General features: G+C 72.9%; 12 protein-coding genes and 1 pseudogene. 7 read left to right on the top strand and 6 right to left on the bottom strand.

Annotated elements, in window-relative coordinates; translation table 11 throughout:
* A partial coding sequence (locus ACFQ11_RS22045; protein WP_378301548.1) for an ABC transporter permease occupies positions 1-892 on the bottom strand: 892 nt, incomplete at its 3' end.
* A 316-nt stretch (positions 893-1,208) separates the two neighbouring features.
* Here ACFQ11_RS22045 and ACFQ11_RS22040 point away from each other — a divergent pair.
* From ACFQ11_RS22040 to ACFQ11_RS22020, 5 genes are all read left to right on the top strand, one after another.
* A complete protein-coding gene (locus ACFQ11_RS22040) occupies positions 1,209-1,895 on the top strand; it encodes a TetR/AcrR family transcriptional regulator (RefSeq protein ID WP_378301546.1) in 687 nt (228 codons plus the stop codon).
* A gap of 59 nt (positions 1,896-1,954) precedes the next feature.
* Positions 1,955-2,956 (top strand): AurF N-oxygenase family protein, encoded by a 1,002-nt coding sequence (locus ACFQ11_RS22035; protein WP_378301544.1) that lies wholly within the window; start codon positions 1,955-1,957, stop codon positions 2,954-2,956.
* A gap of 16 nt (positions 2,957-2,972) precedes the next feature.
* Positions 2,973-4,535 (top strand): flavin-containing monooxygenase, encoded by a 1,563-nt coding sequence (locus tag ACFQ11_RS22030; RefSeq protein WP_378301542.1) that lies wholly within the window; start codon positions 2,973-2,975, stop codon positions 4,533-4,535.
* Positions 4,536-4,619: 84 nt separating this feature from the next.
* A complete protein-coding gene (locus ACFQ11_RS22025) occupies positions 4,620-5,438 on the top strand; it encodes an SDR family NAD(P)-dependent oxidoreductase (protein ID WP_378301540.1) in 819 nt (272 codons plus the stop codon).
* 24 nt (positions 5,439-5,462) lie between these two features.
* A complete protein-coding gene (locus ACFQ11_RS22020) occupies positions 5,463-5,957 on the top strand; it encodes a 2-thiouracil desulfurase family protein (RefSeq protein WP_378301538.1) in 495 nt (164 codons plus the stop codon).
* 57 nt (positions 5,958-6,014) lie between these two features.
* Here the strand turns inward: ACFQ11_RS22020 and ACFQ11_RS22015 are convergent, their stop codons facing one another.
* From ACFQ11_RS22015 to ACFQ11_RS22005, 3 genes and pseudogenes are all read right to left on the bottom strand, one after another.
* Positions 6,015-6,383, bottom strand: coding sequence for an aldo/keto reductase (locus ACFQ11_RS22015; protein ID WP_378301555.1), 369 nt, complete (start codon positions 6,381-6,383; stop codon positions 6,015-6,017).
* 82 nt (positions 6,384-6,465) lie between these two features.
* A pseudogene (locus tag ACFQ11_RS22010) lies at positions 6,466-6,909 on the bottom strand (aldo/keto reductase); the annotation flags it as partial.
* 318 nt (positions 6,910-7,227) lie between these two features.
* Positions 7,228-9,276, bottom strand: coding sequence for an ATP-dependent DNA helicase (locus ACFQ11_RS22005; RefSeq protein WP_378301536.1), 2,049 nt, complete (start codon positions 9,274-9,276; stop codon positions 7,228-7,230).
* 152 nt (positions 9,277-9,428) lie between these two features.
* Between ACFQ11_RS22005 and ACFQ11_RS22000 the strand changes: the two genes are divergently transcribed.
* Both ACFQ11_RS22000 and ACFQ11_RS21995 read left to right on the top strand, forming a co-directional pair.
* Entirely contained in the window at positions 9,429-9,926 is a 498-nt protein-coding gene (locus ACFQ11_RS22000) for a phosphoribosyltransferase (RefSeq protein ID WP_378301533.1), read from the top strand.
* Positions 9,927-9,986: 60 nt separating this feature from the next.
* On the top strand, positions 9,987-10,961 hold the full coding sequence (locus ACFQ11_RS21995) for a DUF4192 domain-containing protein (RefSeq protein WP_378301531.1): 975 nt from the start codon (positions 9,987-9,989) through the stop codon (positions 10,959-10,961).
* Here ACFQ11_RS21995 and ACFQ11_RS21990 read toward each other — a convergent pair whose 3' ends face one another.
* Positions 10,962-12,134 carry an MFS transporter gene (locus ACFQ11_RS21990; RefSeq protein ID WP_378301529.1) on the bottom strand — a complete coding sequence of 391 codons (1,173 nt, stop codon included), beginning with the start codon at positions 12,132-12,134 and terminating at the stop codon, positions 10,962-10,964. It abuts the gene before it with no gap.
* 1,111 nt (positions 12,135-13,245) lie between these two features.
* A complete protein-coding gene (locus ACFQ11_RS21985; RefSeq protein WP_378301527.1) occupies positions 13,246-13,617 on the bottom strand; it encodes a hypothetical protein in 372 nt (123 codons plus the stop codon).
* Between the last annotated feature and the right edge of the window lie 79 nt (positions 13,618-13,696).

Genomic DNA, 13,696 nt, shown 5'->3' with positions numbered 1-13,696 from the left:
CTTCGACCGGCCCCAGCACCACCAGCGCGAGGACGAACAGCAGCGCGCCGGCGGCCGCGAGGGACGTCCGCCCGGCCGCCGCGCCGGCCGCGCCCGCGCCCGCCGCGACCGTCCGGAACACGCCGCCGATGATCACGCGGGCCTCCGCGGGGCCGCCCGGCGCGGCCGCCGCCTCCCGCAGGGCCGTCACCGGCGCCGACCGCGACGCGCGCAGCGCGGGGCCGAGCGCGGCGGCGAGCGTCAGCAGCACCCCGGCCGGCGCCGCGATCAGCGGCGTGGTCGCCGCGACGGTGAGGCCGTCCAGCGCGACCCCGATGCGGTACTCGGCGAGCACCCGCCGCAGCAGCGCGGCGAAACCGAGGCCGCCGGCCAGTCCGGCCGCCGTGCCGGTGACCCCGACGATGAGCGCCTCGACACCGGCGATCGCGAGGACCTGCCGGGGTTCCGCGCCGAGCGCGCGCAGCAGCGCCCACTCGCGGGTCCGCCGCGCCGCCGTGATCGCGAACGCGGAGTGGACGGTGAACGCCGCGACGAGCAGCGCGACACCGCCGAACGCGGCGATCACGACGCGGAACGTGCCGAGGACCGGGCCCGATCCCTGGACGAGCGGTGCCGCGTGCGCCACGTCGTCCACGGCCTTCGCCCGGTCGAGGGTCGCCGCGCCGCTCTCGCCGCGCGAACCCCGCGGGGAGTCGCTCGCGTCCGCCGCGTTCGGCACGATGACGTCCGTCCGGCCGTGGGAGCCGGAGTGGGAGGAGTCGAGGCCGCTCGCGAGGGTGTCGCCGAGGACGAGCGTCCCGGTGAGGAACGCGACGCCGAGGAACACCGCGGTCAGCGTGCCCGCCAGGCGGCGCGGGCGGCCCCGGATCTCCCTGAGCGCGAGCCCGATCACGGCCGTCCTCCCGGTTCCCGCGTCCGGTCGAGGACCCGGCGGGGCGGGACCGCCCCGGACGGTTTCCGTGCCGCCGCCGTCGCGCTCATGCCGCGATACTTCCGGGACGTGCGCGGCCCGTCGTCGGGCCGGGAGATGCATCGCTTCTGCATCCTGGGGCGCATCCGGGCGCGTCCGTCTACGTCCCGGGGCGTACGTGCGGCGGGCGGGGCCCGGGCGACCTGCGCGAAGATCAATAAGACGCGTCGTCCAATTGTGATGCGGGCAACATACAAGCAGGCTTGATTGCTTGTTGGTGCGCTCGTACGGTCGAGGTGTGTCAGTAAGCGCTCGCCGACGATCCGGGACGCAGCGCCGCCACGGCGGCGGCCGCCGCACCCAGGAGGAACGCCGGTCGCGGACCAGGACACGGCTCCTGGAGGCGACCATGGAGTGCCTCGTCGACCTCGGCTGGTCCGGGACGTCCACGACCGAGGTCGCCCGCCGCGCCGGCGTCTCGCGCGGCGCCCAGCAGCACCACTATCCGACGAAGATGGTCCTGGTCGCGGCGGCACTGGAGCATCTGCTGGAGGCGCAGCGGCTGGCGTACGAGACGGCCTTCGCGGTGCTGCCCGCCGGGCGGCGCAACGTCGAGGGCGCTCTCGACCTGCTCTGGGAGGTGTTCCGCGGCCGTCCGGCCAAGGCCCTCACCGAGCTGGCCGTCGCCGCCCGCACCGACGACGAGCTGCGGCCCCTCTGCCAGGACCTCAACGAGCGGATCCTGCAGGTCATCCTGGAGACGTTCGAGCGGCTCTTCCCCGCCAACACGCTCCCCGCCGACTTCGTCCCGACGATGCTGCGCGGCGTGTTCGCGATGTTCATCGGCCTGTCCATCCAGAACGCGCTGGACGACGACGCGGACGGTCACCAGGCCGCCGTGCTGCGCCAGATCAAGGACGTCGCCCGGCTCATCGTGCCGGAACCCGGAGCACCCGAGGCCGGCGCGTCCCCCACAACCGCATAGCCCCACCCCCCGAAGTGCCGGCCGGTCCGCCGGCGCGTCACCCCCCAGGGAGCGTCACCATGCCCAAAGCCCCCACCGGCCTCGCCGACGAACTCCGCGAGCAGGTCAAGGACAAGAAGGCGTACCTCGGCGTCATCGACCGCCTGAACAAGGCGTCCGTGGAGAAGCACTGGGAGGCCTACGCCGACATCCCGTGGGACGACCCCGAGTTCAAGGTCGACAAGAACGACCCGCGCTGGGTGCTGCCCCAGTTCGACCGGCTCGGCGAGACCGAGTGGTACCGCTCGCAGCCGCCGGAGATCCAGGCGCAGATCGGGCTGTTCCGGGTCGCGACCGCGATGAAGATCGGCCTGCAGTTCGAGAACCTGCTCAAGCGCGGGCTGCTCAACTACGCGTACTGGCTGCCGAACGGCCGCCCCGAGTTCCGGTACGTCTACCACGAGACGACCGAGGAATGTCACCACGGCATGATGTTCCAGGAGTTCGTGAACCGGACGAAGATGCCGATCCGCGGCATGCCGAAGTCGCTGACGTTCGTCGCGCAGGCCGCGCCGTGGATCCCGCTCATCAGCACCGAGATGTTCTTCGTGTTCGTGCTCGGCGGCGAGGACCCGATCGACTACGTGCAGCGCAAGTCGCTCAAGAACGGGCACATCAAGCACCCGCTCGAAGAGACGATCATGAAGATCCACATCGCGGAGGAGGCCCGGCACATCTCCTTCGCCCGGCACTACCTCAAGCACCGGATCCCGCGCATGCACCCGATGCGGCGCCGCGTCCTCGGCCTGTTCACCCCGGTCGTCCTCGGCGTGATGGCCCGGATCATGCTGGCCCCGCCCGGTCCGATGGTCCGCCACTTCAACATCCCGAAGGACGTCGTGCGCGAGGCCTACCGCAGCGAGGCGTCCCAGGCCGAGATCGCCAACTCGGTCGGCAAGATCCGCGACCTGATGGCCGAGCTGGGCGTCATCGACCCCGTCGGCAAGCAGGTCTGGAAGGCGTTCGGGATCTGGGACGAGCCGAAGAAGCGCCGCCCCGTCCCGTCCGCCGAGGCCGCCTGAGCACGGGCGCGCCGACATGACGCACGAGACGCGCCCCGCCGTGGTCACGCCCGCGGCGGGGCCGGGCGGACCGTACCGGGTCGCCATCATCGGGACGGGCTTCTCCGGGCTCGGGATGGCGATCGGGCTGAAGAAGGCCGGCGTCCACGACTTCGTGATCCTGGAGAAGGCCGGCGAGGTGGGCGGGACCTGGCGCGAGAACACCTATCCCGGCTGCGCCTGCGACATCATGTCGCTGCTGTACTCGTTCTCCTTCGAACCCAAGAACGACTGGTCCCGGATGTTCCCGAAGCAGGGCGAGCTCCTGCAGTACATCAAGGACGTCGTCGAGAAGTACGATCTCGCGCAGCACATCCGGTTCCGCGCGGAGGTGACGGGCGCCGAGTACGACGACGCCACGGGCACCTGGCTCGTCACCGTCGCGGACGGTAACGGGCCGGACGGCGGCGGCCGCGGGGACGAGGTCGTCCGGGCGCGGGCCGTCGTGGCGGGCATGGGGCCGCTGCACAAGCCGAACATCCCGGAACTGCCGGGGCTGGAGTCGTTCGAGGGGGCCGTGTTCCACTCCGCCGAGTGGGACCACGACCACGACCTGACCGGCGAGCGCGTCGCCGTCATCGGGACGGGCGCGTCCGCGATCCAGTTCGTCCCGCAGATCGCGAAGAACGTCGCGTCCCTCACGGTGTTCCAGCGGACGCCGCCGTGGATCATCCCCAAGCCCGATCGCCGCGTCACCGGCCTGGAGAAGACGCTCTTCCGGCGCGTCCCGGGAGTGCAGCGCGGCTACCGCAACGGCATTTACCTGATGCAGGAGAGCTTCGTCGTCGGCTTCAAGAACCCGAAGCTGCTCAAGCTCGCCAGCGGCCTGGCCCAATGGCACCTCGCGCGCCAGGTGCCGGACCGGGAGTTGCGCCGCAAGCTCACTCCCGACTACACGATGGGCTGCAAGCGGACGCTCGTGTCCAGCGACTACTACCCGGCGCTGATGCGGCCCAACGTCGAGCTGACCACCGAGGGCATCGCCGAGGTGCGCCCGAGGTCGATCGTGACCCGGGACGGCCGCGAGCACGACGTCGACACGATCATCTTCGGCACCGGTTTCCACGTCACCGACGCGTTCGACGACGCTCGCATCACCGGTCGCGACGGGCTGAAGATCCAGGACGCGTGGAAGGACGGCATCGAGGCCCACCTCGGCGTCACCGTCGCGGGGTTCCCGAACCTGTTCCTGCTGCTCGGGCCCAACTCCGGGCTCGGCCACAACTCGATGATCTTCATCATCGAGGCGCAGGTCCGGTACGTCCTGCAGTGCCTGGCGATGCTCGACGCGTCCGGCGGGGCCCGCATCTCCGTCCGCCCGTCCGTCCAGGACCGGTTCAACGCCTGGGTGCAGCGCAAGTCCGAGGGCGCCGTGTGGGTGGCCGGGGGCTGCACCAGCTGGTACCTCGACCGCGACGGCGTCAACCGCGCCGCGTGGCCCGCGTCCACCGTCAGCTACTGGCTGCGGACGCGCCGCCTCGACCCGGCCGACTTCGAGATAGAGCCGGACGTGCGGGCGCGCGGAGCGGCGGTTTCGTGACGGGGCGCATATCGGCGGGCGGCGCCCGCCGATACAATCTCCTGCAATTGAACACACCATCTAATTAATCGAGCGGAGCGCGCAATGAGCATCGCGATCGTGACCGGAGGCGCATCCGGCATCGGCCGTGCGATCGCCACGTCCCTGGTGGCGCGCGGCGACACCGTCGTGGTCGCCGACATCAACGAGGCCGGGGCCAAGACCGTCGCCGACCGGCTGAACGGCCTCGGCCGCGGCAAGGCCGCCGCCGCCCGGCTCGACGTCACCGACGCCGACGCGGTCACCGAGCTGTACAAGGGCGTCAAGGACGAACACGGACGCCTCGACCGCGTCTTCAACAACGCCGGCATCGCCGTCGGCGGCCTGGCCGAGGAACTCACCCTCGACCACTGGAACCGCGCCATCGACATCAACCTCAAGGGCGTCGTCCACGGCGTCAACGCCGCCTACCCGATCATGCTCGAGCAGGGGAACGGCCACATCGTCAACACCGCGTCCCTCGCCGGGCTCGTCCCCATGCCCGTCGGGATCCCCTACACCGCCACCAAGCACGCCGTCGTCGGGCTCTCCCTCGGCCTGCGCGCCGAGGCCGCCGGGCGCGGCGTCAAGGTCAGCGTCGTCTGCCCCAGCTTCATCAACACCCCGCTGCTCACCAACGTCAACCCCGACCTGCCCGAGACCGCGCTCAGCGGCGACGCCACCGGCGACATCAAGAAGGCGTCGCCGTTCCTCTACACCGCCGAGAAGCTCGCCCGCGACATCATGCGCGGCGTCGACCGCAACCAGGCGCTGATCGTCGCCCCCCGGCACGGCCGCGCCGCGTGGCGGGGCGTCCGCCTCAGCCCGTCCGGTGCCGTGCGCGTCGCGCAGATCGCCGTCGGCCGCATCCGCGCGGGCAAGTAGCGCGCCCCGCGTAGGCTGGAGCGCGTGGAACGGATCCTGGTCAGCTCCTGCCTCGCCGGGCGGCCCGTCCGCTACGACGGCGCGGCCAAACCGGTCGGCGACGCCCTCTTCGAGCGCTGGCGCGCCGAAGGCCGCCTCGTCCCCTTCTGCCCGGAGGTGGCGGGCGGGCTCGCGGTGCCGCGCCCGCCCGCCGAGATCGTCGGCGGCGACGGCCGGGCCGTCCTCGCCGGCGCCGCCGCCGTCCGCACCGGCACCGGCGAGGACGTGACGGACGCCTTCCTGCGCGGCGCCCGCCTCGCCCTCGACGCCGCCCGCCGCGCCGGCGCCCGCATCGCCGTCCTCAAGGAGGGCAGCCCCTCCTGCGGCAGCGACCGGGTCTACGACGGCACCTTCACCGGCACCGCCGCGCCCGGCGAGGGCGTCACCACCGCCCTCCTCGAACGCGAGGGCGTCCGCGTCTTCGGCGAGGACGACCTCGCGGCCGTCCAGGCGCTCCTGACCGACCTCGAATCCCGCTAGCGCGCCTTCGCCGGCACACCTGCGCGGTACACGCCGGCGGCCGGTACACGCCGGCCGCTAGTACACCTCGGCGCGGCCGTACACGCCCGTCCCCGGCTCGTCGCACTGCGCGATGAACTCGGCCGGGAAGCCGGGCTCGAAGCCCGTCGCCGCCTCCAGCCGCGCCACCGCCTCCGCCGGCAGGACGACGTCCACGGCGCCGAGGTTCTCGGCGAGCTGCGCCGCGCTGCTCGCCCCGACGATCGGATGCACCCGCGGCCACCGCGCCCGCGTCCAGGCCAGCGCCACCTGCGACGCCGGCACGCCCAGCTCCCCGGCGACCTCCACCACCGCCCGCGCCACCGCGTGATCGCGTTCGCCCAGCGTGGCAGCGTCCACCCGGGTGGGGCCGGCCGGCGGCCGCGGTCCGGAGAACTTCCCCGCCAGGACGCCCCGGGCCAGCGGCGCCCCACGCGGCCACGCTCAACCCCAGCTCGTCCGCCATCGGCAGCAGCTCCCGCTCGACGTCCCGGTTCAGCAGGTTGTACGGAACCTGCAGGCCCGCGAACGGCGTCCACCCCCGCCACTCCGCGAGCGTGTTCGCGCGCGCCACCACCCACGCCGGCGCGTCCGAGATCCCGACGTACAGGACCTTCCCCGAACGGACGGCGTCGTCCAGCGCCCGCATCGTCTCCTCGATCGGCGTGCGGCGATCCCACACGTGCACCCACAGCAGATCGACGTAGTCGGTCCGCAGCCTCCGCAGGCTCCGCTCCAGCGACAGCACCAGGTTCTTGCGGTGGTTGCCGCCGCCGTTCGGATCGTCCGGATCACGGGACACCGTGTACTTGGTCGCCAGCACGAACCGGTCGCGGCGCCCCGCGAGCAGCCCGCCCAGCACGTTCTCGCTCTCCCCGTACGCCGACGCCGTGTCGATGACGTTCCCGCCCGCGTCGGCGTACGCGTCGAGCATGGGCCCGCACTCGGGACCGTCCTCGAAGAAGCTCATCGCGCCGAAGAACATCTCGGACACGCGCAGGCCGGTTCGTCCCAGCACTCGGTAACGCAAAAGACCCCTCTCGGTACGCGACGGGCGCACCGCCCGGCCGCGAACCGATTCTGGTGGCCGCCGCCCGGAAGGGGAAGCCGCTTCGCCGCCGACCGGCCGGCGGATCCGGCGACGCGCCGGCCGTACAGGGGTCAGGCGCCCGGAAGACGCCAGGTCATCGAACGTTCTGATGCGTTCCATCGGCAGGACGGATCGCCGCCGGACGGTGCCGCCCCGCGGGCCCTAACCGGCCGCCGCGTCCAGCCGGCGCAGCGCGCCCCGCACGACCTCCGGATCGGTCGTCGCCCAGAACGGCGGCAGCGAGTTCTTCAGGAAGGCGCCGTACCGCGCGGTCGCCAGCCGCGGATCGAGGACCGCGACGACGCCGCGATCGTCCATCGACCGCAGCAGCCGGCCCGCGCCCTGCGCCAGCAGCAGCGCCGCGTGCGTCGCCGCGACCGACATGAACCCGTTGCCGCCCGCCGCCGCCACCGCCCGCGACCGCGCCGACGACACCGGATCGTCCGGGCGCGGGAACGGGATCCGGTCCATGATCACGAGCTGTAGCGACGGGCCGGGCACGTCCACCCCCTGCCACAGCGACAGCGTGCCGAACAGGCACGTCCGCTCGTCTTCCGCGAACCGCGCGACGAGCTGGCTCGTCGAGTCCTCGCCCTGGCACAGCAGCGGATGCGACAGGTGGTCCTTCAGTTCGTCCGCCGCCTGCCGCGCGGCCCGCATCGAGGAGAACAGGCCGAGCGTCCGCCCGCCCGCCGCCTCGATCAGCTCGGTGATCTCGGTGAGGTAGGCGTCGGCGAGCCCGTCCCGGCCCGGCTGCGGCAGGTGCCGCGCGACGTACAGGATGCCCGACTTCGGATGGTCGAACGGGGACCCCACGTCCAGGCCCGTCCAGGCGACCTTGCTCTCCTTCTCGTCCTTGCCCGTCGCGGTGACCGCGAGCCCCTCCGCGGCCGTCCGCGCGTCCCGCGGGGCGCCGCCCTCCAGCGGCGGCAGCCCCCACTGGCGGGCGAGCGGCTCGAACGACCCGCCCAGCGTCAGCGTCGCCGACGTCAGCACCGTCGTGCGCTGCTCGAACAGCGTCGTCCGCAGCAGGCCGCCCACGCCGATCGGCGCCACGTGCAGCGCCGGCGGCCGCCTCGGGCGCCCCTCCGGCACGAACGGCTTCTCCAGCCACACCACGTCGAACCGCTGCGCGATCTCCGGCTGGAACGCCTCCAGGAGCCGCACGGCCGTGTCGTGCACGTCCTCCAGCGACGTCCGCGCCGCCTTCCGCGCGGCCATGTCCCCGGGGTCGTTCTCCTTCTTCTCCGGGCCGAGCGCGGTGACCGCGGCGTGCGCCGCGTCCCGCACGACGGCCAGCGTGTTCCCGAGCGCCGGCGACAGGACGTCCATCCGCCCGCCCGACATGTCCTCCAGCAGGACGCCGAGCCCCTCGCCCGCCTCCTTCAGCCGGTCGGCGAGGCCCTCCTCGATGAGCCGCCCGCAGCGCCGCGCCGCCGTCTCGACGGCCGCCGCGCTCAGCTCGCCCGTCGCCACCGACGTGACCCGGTCGACCAGCTCGTGCGCCTCGTCCACGATCACCACGTCGTGCTCGGGCAGGACCTGGTACTCCTCCAGCGCGTCGATCGCCAGCAGCGCGTGGTTGGTGACGACGATGTGCGCGTCCCCGGCCTGCGCGCGCGCCAGCTCCGCGAAGCACTCCGTCCCGTGCGGGCAGCGCTGGGCCCCCAGGCACTCCTTCGCGCTGACCGCGACCTGCCGCCACGCCTGCTCGCTCACCCCGGGCACCAGCTCGTCCCGGTCGCCCGTCGTGGTCTCCTCGACCCATTCGTTCAGCCGCTTGACCTGGCGTCCCAGCGACGACAGCTGCTGCGGGTCGAACAGCCCGGCGCCGCCCTCCTCCTCGTCCGGTGCGCCCGTCTGCACACGGTGCAGGCACAGGTAGTTGCGGCGCCCCTTGAGGATCGCGAACCTCAGCTCCGTCCCCAGGAGCGGCCCCAGCGCCTCCGCGAGCCGCGGCAGGTCACGGTCGACGAGCTGCCGCTGCAGCGCGATCGTCGCCGTCGACACCACCACCGTGGTCTGCTTCTCCACCGCGTGCCGGATCGCCGGGACCAGGTACGCCAGCGACTTGCCGGTGCCGGTGCCCGCCTGGGCCGCGACGTGCTCGCCCGACTCGATGGCCTCGCGGACGGCCTCCGCCATCCTCGTCTGGCCGGGACGCTCGGCGCCCCCGATGGCCTCGACGGCGGCGGCGAGCAGGGTCGCCATGTCCGGGATCTGGGTATCCAACAACTCTGGGGCGGGCACGTCGCCCGACACTACCGTCCGCCGCGGACAACCGCGTCCCGGTCGGACACCGGGACGTCCCCTTTGCGGGGGCTCGCGTTCAACGCACGGCCAGGGTCGGCCAAGATGGTGGCGTGTCTGCTGAAAGAGAAGTCCTGACCTGGGAGTTGTTCGGCGCCGCGAGCCGGGAGCTGGCGCAGGCGGTCGCCGACAGCGGCTACCGCCCCGACCTCATCCTGTCGATCGCCCGCGGCGGCCTGTTCGTCGCCGGATCCCTCGGCTACGCGCTGGACGTGAAGAACCTGCACGTGATGAACGTCGAGTTCTACACCGGCGTCGACGAGCGCCTCGACCTGCCCGTCATGCTCCCGCCCGTCCCCAACGCCGTGGACCTGTCCGGCGCCAAGGTCCTCGTCGCCGACGACGTCGCCGACACCGGCGCGACCCTCAAGCTGGTCCGCGACTTCTGCGCCGACCACGTCGCGGACGTCCGGTGCGCGGTGGTCTACGAGAAGCCCGCGTCCTCGGTCAAGTGCGAGTACGTGTGGCGGTACACCGACCGCTGGATCAACTTCCCCTGGTCCACCGAGCCCCCGGTCGTCACCAAGCCCCGCCAAGTGCTCGACGCCTGAGTTATCCACAGGCCGCGGATTCCCGACCGGCCCGCGCGCCCGGCTGCGAGGGTCGGTGGCATGAGTCCACTGGTCATCCGCTCGGCCCGAGACGCCATCGCCGCCGTCCCGTACATGCTCGGCTTCCACCCGTCCCGAAGCCTCGTCGTGATCGGCTTCGACGGCCCGCCGAACACCTGCGCCGTCCGCCTGGATTTACCGGTGGACGGCGCCGCCGGCCAGGCGTCCGGGATACTCGCCGCGAACGGCTTCCGCAGGGCCCTCCTGCTCGGATACGGCGGCCCCGACGAGGTCGCCGCCGCCGCCGTCGCCATGCGCGCGGCCCTCGCCGCCGCGGGCGTCGACACCGTCGAGGCCATCCGCGTCGACGCCCACCGGTGGTGGTCGCTGACCTGCGACGACGACTGCTGCCCCGCCGAGGGCACGCCCTACGACAGCAGCGGCAGCGTCGTCGCCGCCCAGGCGACCTTCGCCGGGCACGTCGTCCTCGCCGACCGGGACGAGCTGGTCCGCTCCGTCCGGCCCGTCCCGGACACCCCCTCCCTCCGCGCCGCCACCGAACGCGCCGAGAAACGGTTCCTCGCCAGAGCCCGCGAACCTTCCGCCCGTTTCCGCTCCAGGGCCACGGAAGAGGGAGTGGCGTTCGTCGCCGCCGCCCCCGCGGACCTCACCGACGACGAGGTCGCCTGGCTCGGCGTGCTGCTCACCGACCGCCGCGTCCGCGACGAGGCGTGGATCCGCATCGACGAGGACGCGCCGGGCGACGACATCCGGTTCTGGCGCGACGTCGTCCGCCGCGTCCGCGACCCGTACGCCGCCGGCCCCGCCGCCCTCCTCGCCTACGCGGCCTACGCCGCGGGCGACGGCGGCCTCGCCAACATCGCCCTCGACCGGGCCCTGGACGCCGACCCCGGCTACTCCATGGCGGTCCTCCTGCGCCAGATCATCAACTCCGGCATCCCGCCCTCCAAGGCCAAGATGCGCATGACGCCCCGCCAGCTCGCCGCCGCCTACGAAGAGAAGGAAGCCGGATGATCACCGCAGCCCCCGCCACACGGCCACCACGACGGCGCCCGTCGCGACCGCCGCCACCCAGAACGGAGCCGTCAGCCCGAACGCCCCGGCGATCAGCCCGCCCATGACCATGCCACCGCCCGCACCGGCGGCGTCGAGCAACGCGTGAGCACTGCCGACCCGCCCCATCAGCCGGTCCGGAGTGGCCCGCTGGCGTACGGTCGCCGCGATCGCCCCCCACACCATCGTGTGGACGCCGAACACCACCAGCACGATCGCGGCGACCCACGCCCGCTCCGTCAAGGCCAGCCCGGCATGAGTGAGGGCCTCCACCACGAGCCCGCCCCGCAGCAACGCGGCCGTCCCCACCCGTTTCCGCAGCGCCCGCGCCATCGACGCGCCCGCCAGCCCTCCGACACCGAAGGTGGTGAGCAGCCATCCGTACCCGGCCTCCGACAAGCCCAGCTGCTCCTGCGCGTACAGCACGAACACCGAGAACGCCGAACAGAACGCCAGGTTCGCCAAACCCATCGACACCGCGAGCGTCCGCAGCAGCCGGTGCGACCACAGGAACCGCACCCCCTCCGCGATCTCCGCGCGCAGGTTCCGTTCCCGGGGTTCCACAGGAGCCGGCCGCATCCGCGCCACCAGCGCCGCCGCCACCACGAACGTCGCGGCGTCGAACGCGAACGGCACGGCCGCCGCCAACCCGAACAACGCCGCTCCCAGCGGCTTGGCCAGGAACTGGTTCCCGACCGTGAACGTCGCCATGAACAGCGCGTTCGCCGACGGGAGGTGCCGCGCGGGCACCACCGACGGCAACCGCGCCACCGCCGCCGTGTCCGCGAGCGTCTCACCCGTCCCGAGCAGGAAGAAGACCACGTACAGCAGCGGAATCCCGACCGAATCCGCGGCCACGAGCACGGCCAGCCCCGCCAGCACGCCTCCGCGCAGCAGATCGACCACCAGGATGAGCCGCTGCCGATCCACCCGGTCGACGAGCGCCCCGCTCACCAGCGAGAACAGCAACCACGGCAACGTCTGGACGAACGCCGCCCCCGCCACGAGCACCGGATCCCGCGTCAGCGTCGCCGTCAGCAACGGCCCCGCGACCGCGGTGACCCCGTCACCGACATTGGACACGGCCGAAGCCGCCCAGAGCTTGATGAAGTCCGCGGACCAATAGGCACGCAAGACGAACTCCCATCGAAGAAGGAAAGGACCACGAGAGCCCCACCCACTCCGCGAACACCCGCGCCGACGCCGCGCCCCTGGACACCGGCACGTGACCACAGACGCACAACCGCCGCGCAAACCGGCTCCTGATGCAGGCCCGCGTTCGGCGCCGGTTCCGTGGCGTCCGGACGCCCGCAACAGCCGGAACCAGCACGTCCCGACCACCGCGGCCGGCCCAACCAGCGTCAGCGGGCCCACGAGGCGCGAGCAACCCGGACGGAAACGAGAGGACGCGCGGCTGCCCACGACAAGCCCCGGCCGACGACGCACTACGACACGAGCAGCCGCCGCCCCCTCACGGAGCCGCCGCCCCCACGCACACTCACGCCCGTGCTCCCGCACGGCGTTCGGCGCGCCCGCCGGCGACCGGCGGCAAGGGCCGAGGCACAGTCGCGGCCGTGCTTCCGCTCGGGTGTCGACACGTTCACCGGCAACCCGCCGTGCAGACCGAAAGGACACGCCGCCTGGACGATCATTCGCTCGGCCCCCTGCAACAGGCGGCCAGCCGTCCGTGCCCACCCGTGCCTGGTCGCGCGGCGTCGTGCTTCGCAAAGCAAGCAGAGCGTTGCGCCGCTCTCCCGAACGAACACACACCGGCTGCCAGATCGCGCGCCAGGCATGACCCAGTCGCGAATACTGCGTCCGGTGGTGGCAGCGTGCGCGGCCGGTTGCCATGCGTCTGCCGGGCTGGGGTGCTGGCGGACTTGTGCGGCGTGGCGTCCGTGCTCGGCGCCGTGCGCGTTGGGGCGGGCCGGGTTCGCGCCTGCCGCTCCAGGCGGGCGGCCGTTCGGGGCACCGCGCTTGGACGGGCGCCGCTCGTGGGGCGCTGTGGTGACGGGTGCGGCCGCGGGGCCTACGTGGTGGCGGACCGGGGGCTCGGGGGTGGGCCTGGATCGCGCCTGGGGGGCGCGGAGGACCGTGCCCGGGCGGGGCTCAGCGCGTGGCGCAGGTGTTCAGTTGTGGGCGGAGGCGGTGCCGTGGGTCTCGGTGCGCATGCGGGTCCCCTTCTCCTGGGCGGAGGTGCGAGGGGACGGTAACCCGCGGGGGCGGGCGGCGCAACGGGGTTTCCTCAGGAGGAGACGGCCTCGCCGGGCTTGCCCGGGTCGATGCGGCGGTCGGGGTTGCGGGCGTTCCAGGCGCGCATCCGCGGGGGGTAGCCGACGATCTGGACGTCGTAGACGGGTGCGCCGAGGTCGCGGGCGACCTTGCCGATGACCTCGGGGGCGCCGACGCGGCGGCGGGTCCATTCGCCGTCGTGGGCGACGGCGACCGCGGTGGTGTCGGTGGCGAAGGTCTCCGGCTCGACGAAGAACTCGACGCCGCGGCGGGACCGCGCGAAGGCGATCAGCGCCTCGATGTCGGCGTCGGTGGCCTCGCGGTCGAGCCTTGTCAGCGAGGACCCGCGATGCTTGCGGATCCCGAACCGGTCCCGGAACCTCATGATCTGCCCTGTCGGTGGGTGATGCCCCTTTTCCGGGGCTGGTCTGACGATAAACGATCGCTTGCTCGCGGCGGTTCCC

It is taken from the genome of Actinomadura sediminis (genome assembly GCF_042675525.1).
GTDB classification, from domain to species: Bacteria; Actinomycetota; Actinomycetes; order Streptosporangiales; family Streptosporangiaceae; genus Spirillospora; species Spirillospora sediminis.
This window is presented reverse-complemented; position numbering and strand designations above follow the sequence as displayed.

Excerpts from the sequence above, each read along its gene's own strand:
- ACFQ11_RS22035 (WP_378301544.1), top strand. The coding sequence starts at position 1,955 with ATGCCCAAAGCCCCCACCGGCCTCGCCGACGAACTCCGCGAGCAGGTC.
- ACFQ11_RS21995 (WP_378301531.1), top strand. The coding sequence starts at position 9,987 with ATGAGTCCACTGGTCATCCGCTCGGCCCGAGACGCCATCGCCGCCGTC.
- ACFQ11_RS21985 (WP_378301527.1), bottom strand. The coding sequence starts at position 13,617 with ATGAGGTTCCGGGACCGGTTCGGGATCCGCAAGCATCGCGGGTCCTCG.
- ACFQ11_RS22005 (WP_378301536.1), bottom strand. The coding sequence starts at position 9,276 with ATGGCGACCCTGCTCGCCGCCGCCGTCGAGGCCATCGGGGGCGCCGAG.
- ACFQ11_RS22025 (WP_378301540.1), top strand. The coding sequence starts at position 4,620 with ATGAGCATCGCGATCGTGACCGGAGGCGCATCCGGCATCGGCCGTGCG.
- ACFQ11_RS22030 (WP_378301542.1), top strand. The coding sequence starts at position 2,973 with ATGACGCACGAGACGCGCCCCGCCGTGGTCACGCCCGCGGCGGGGCCG.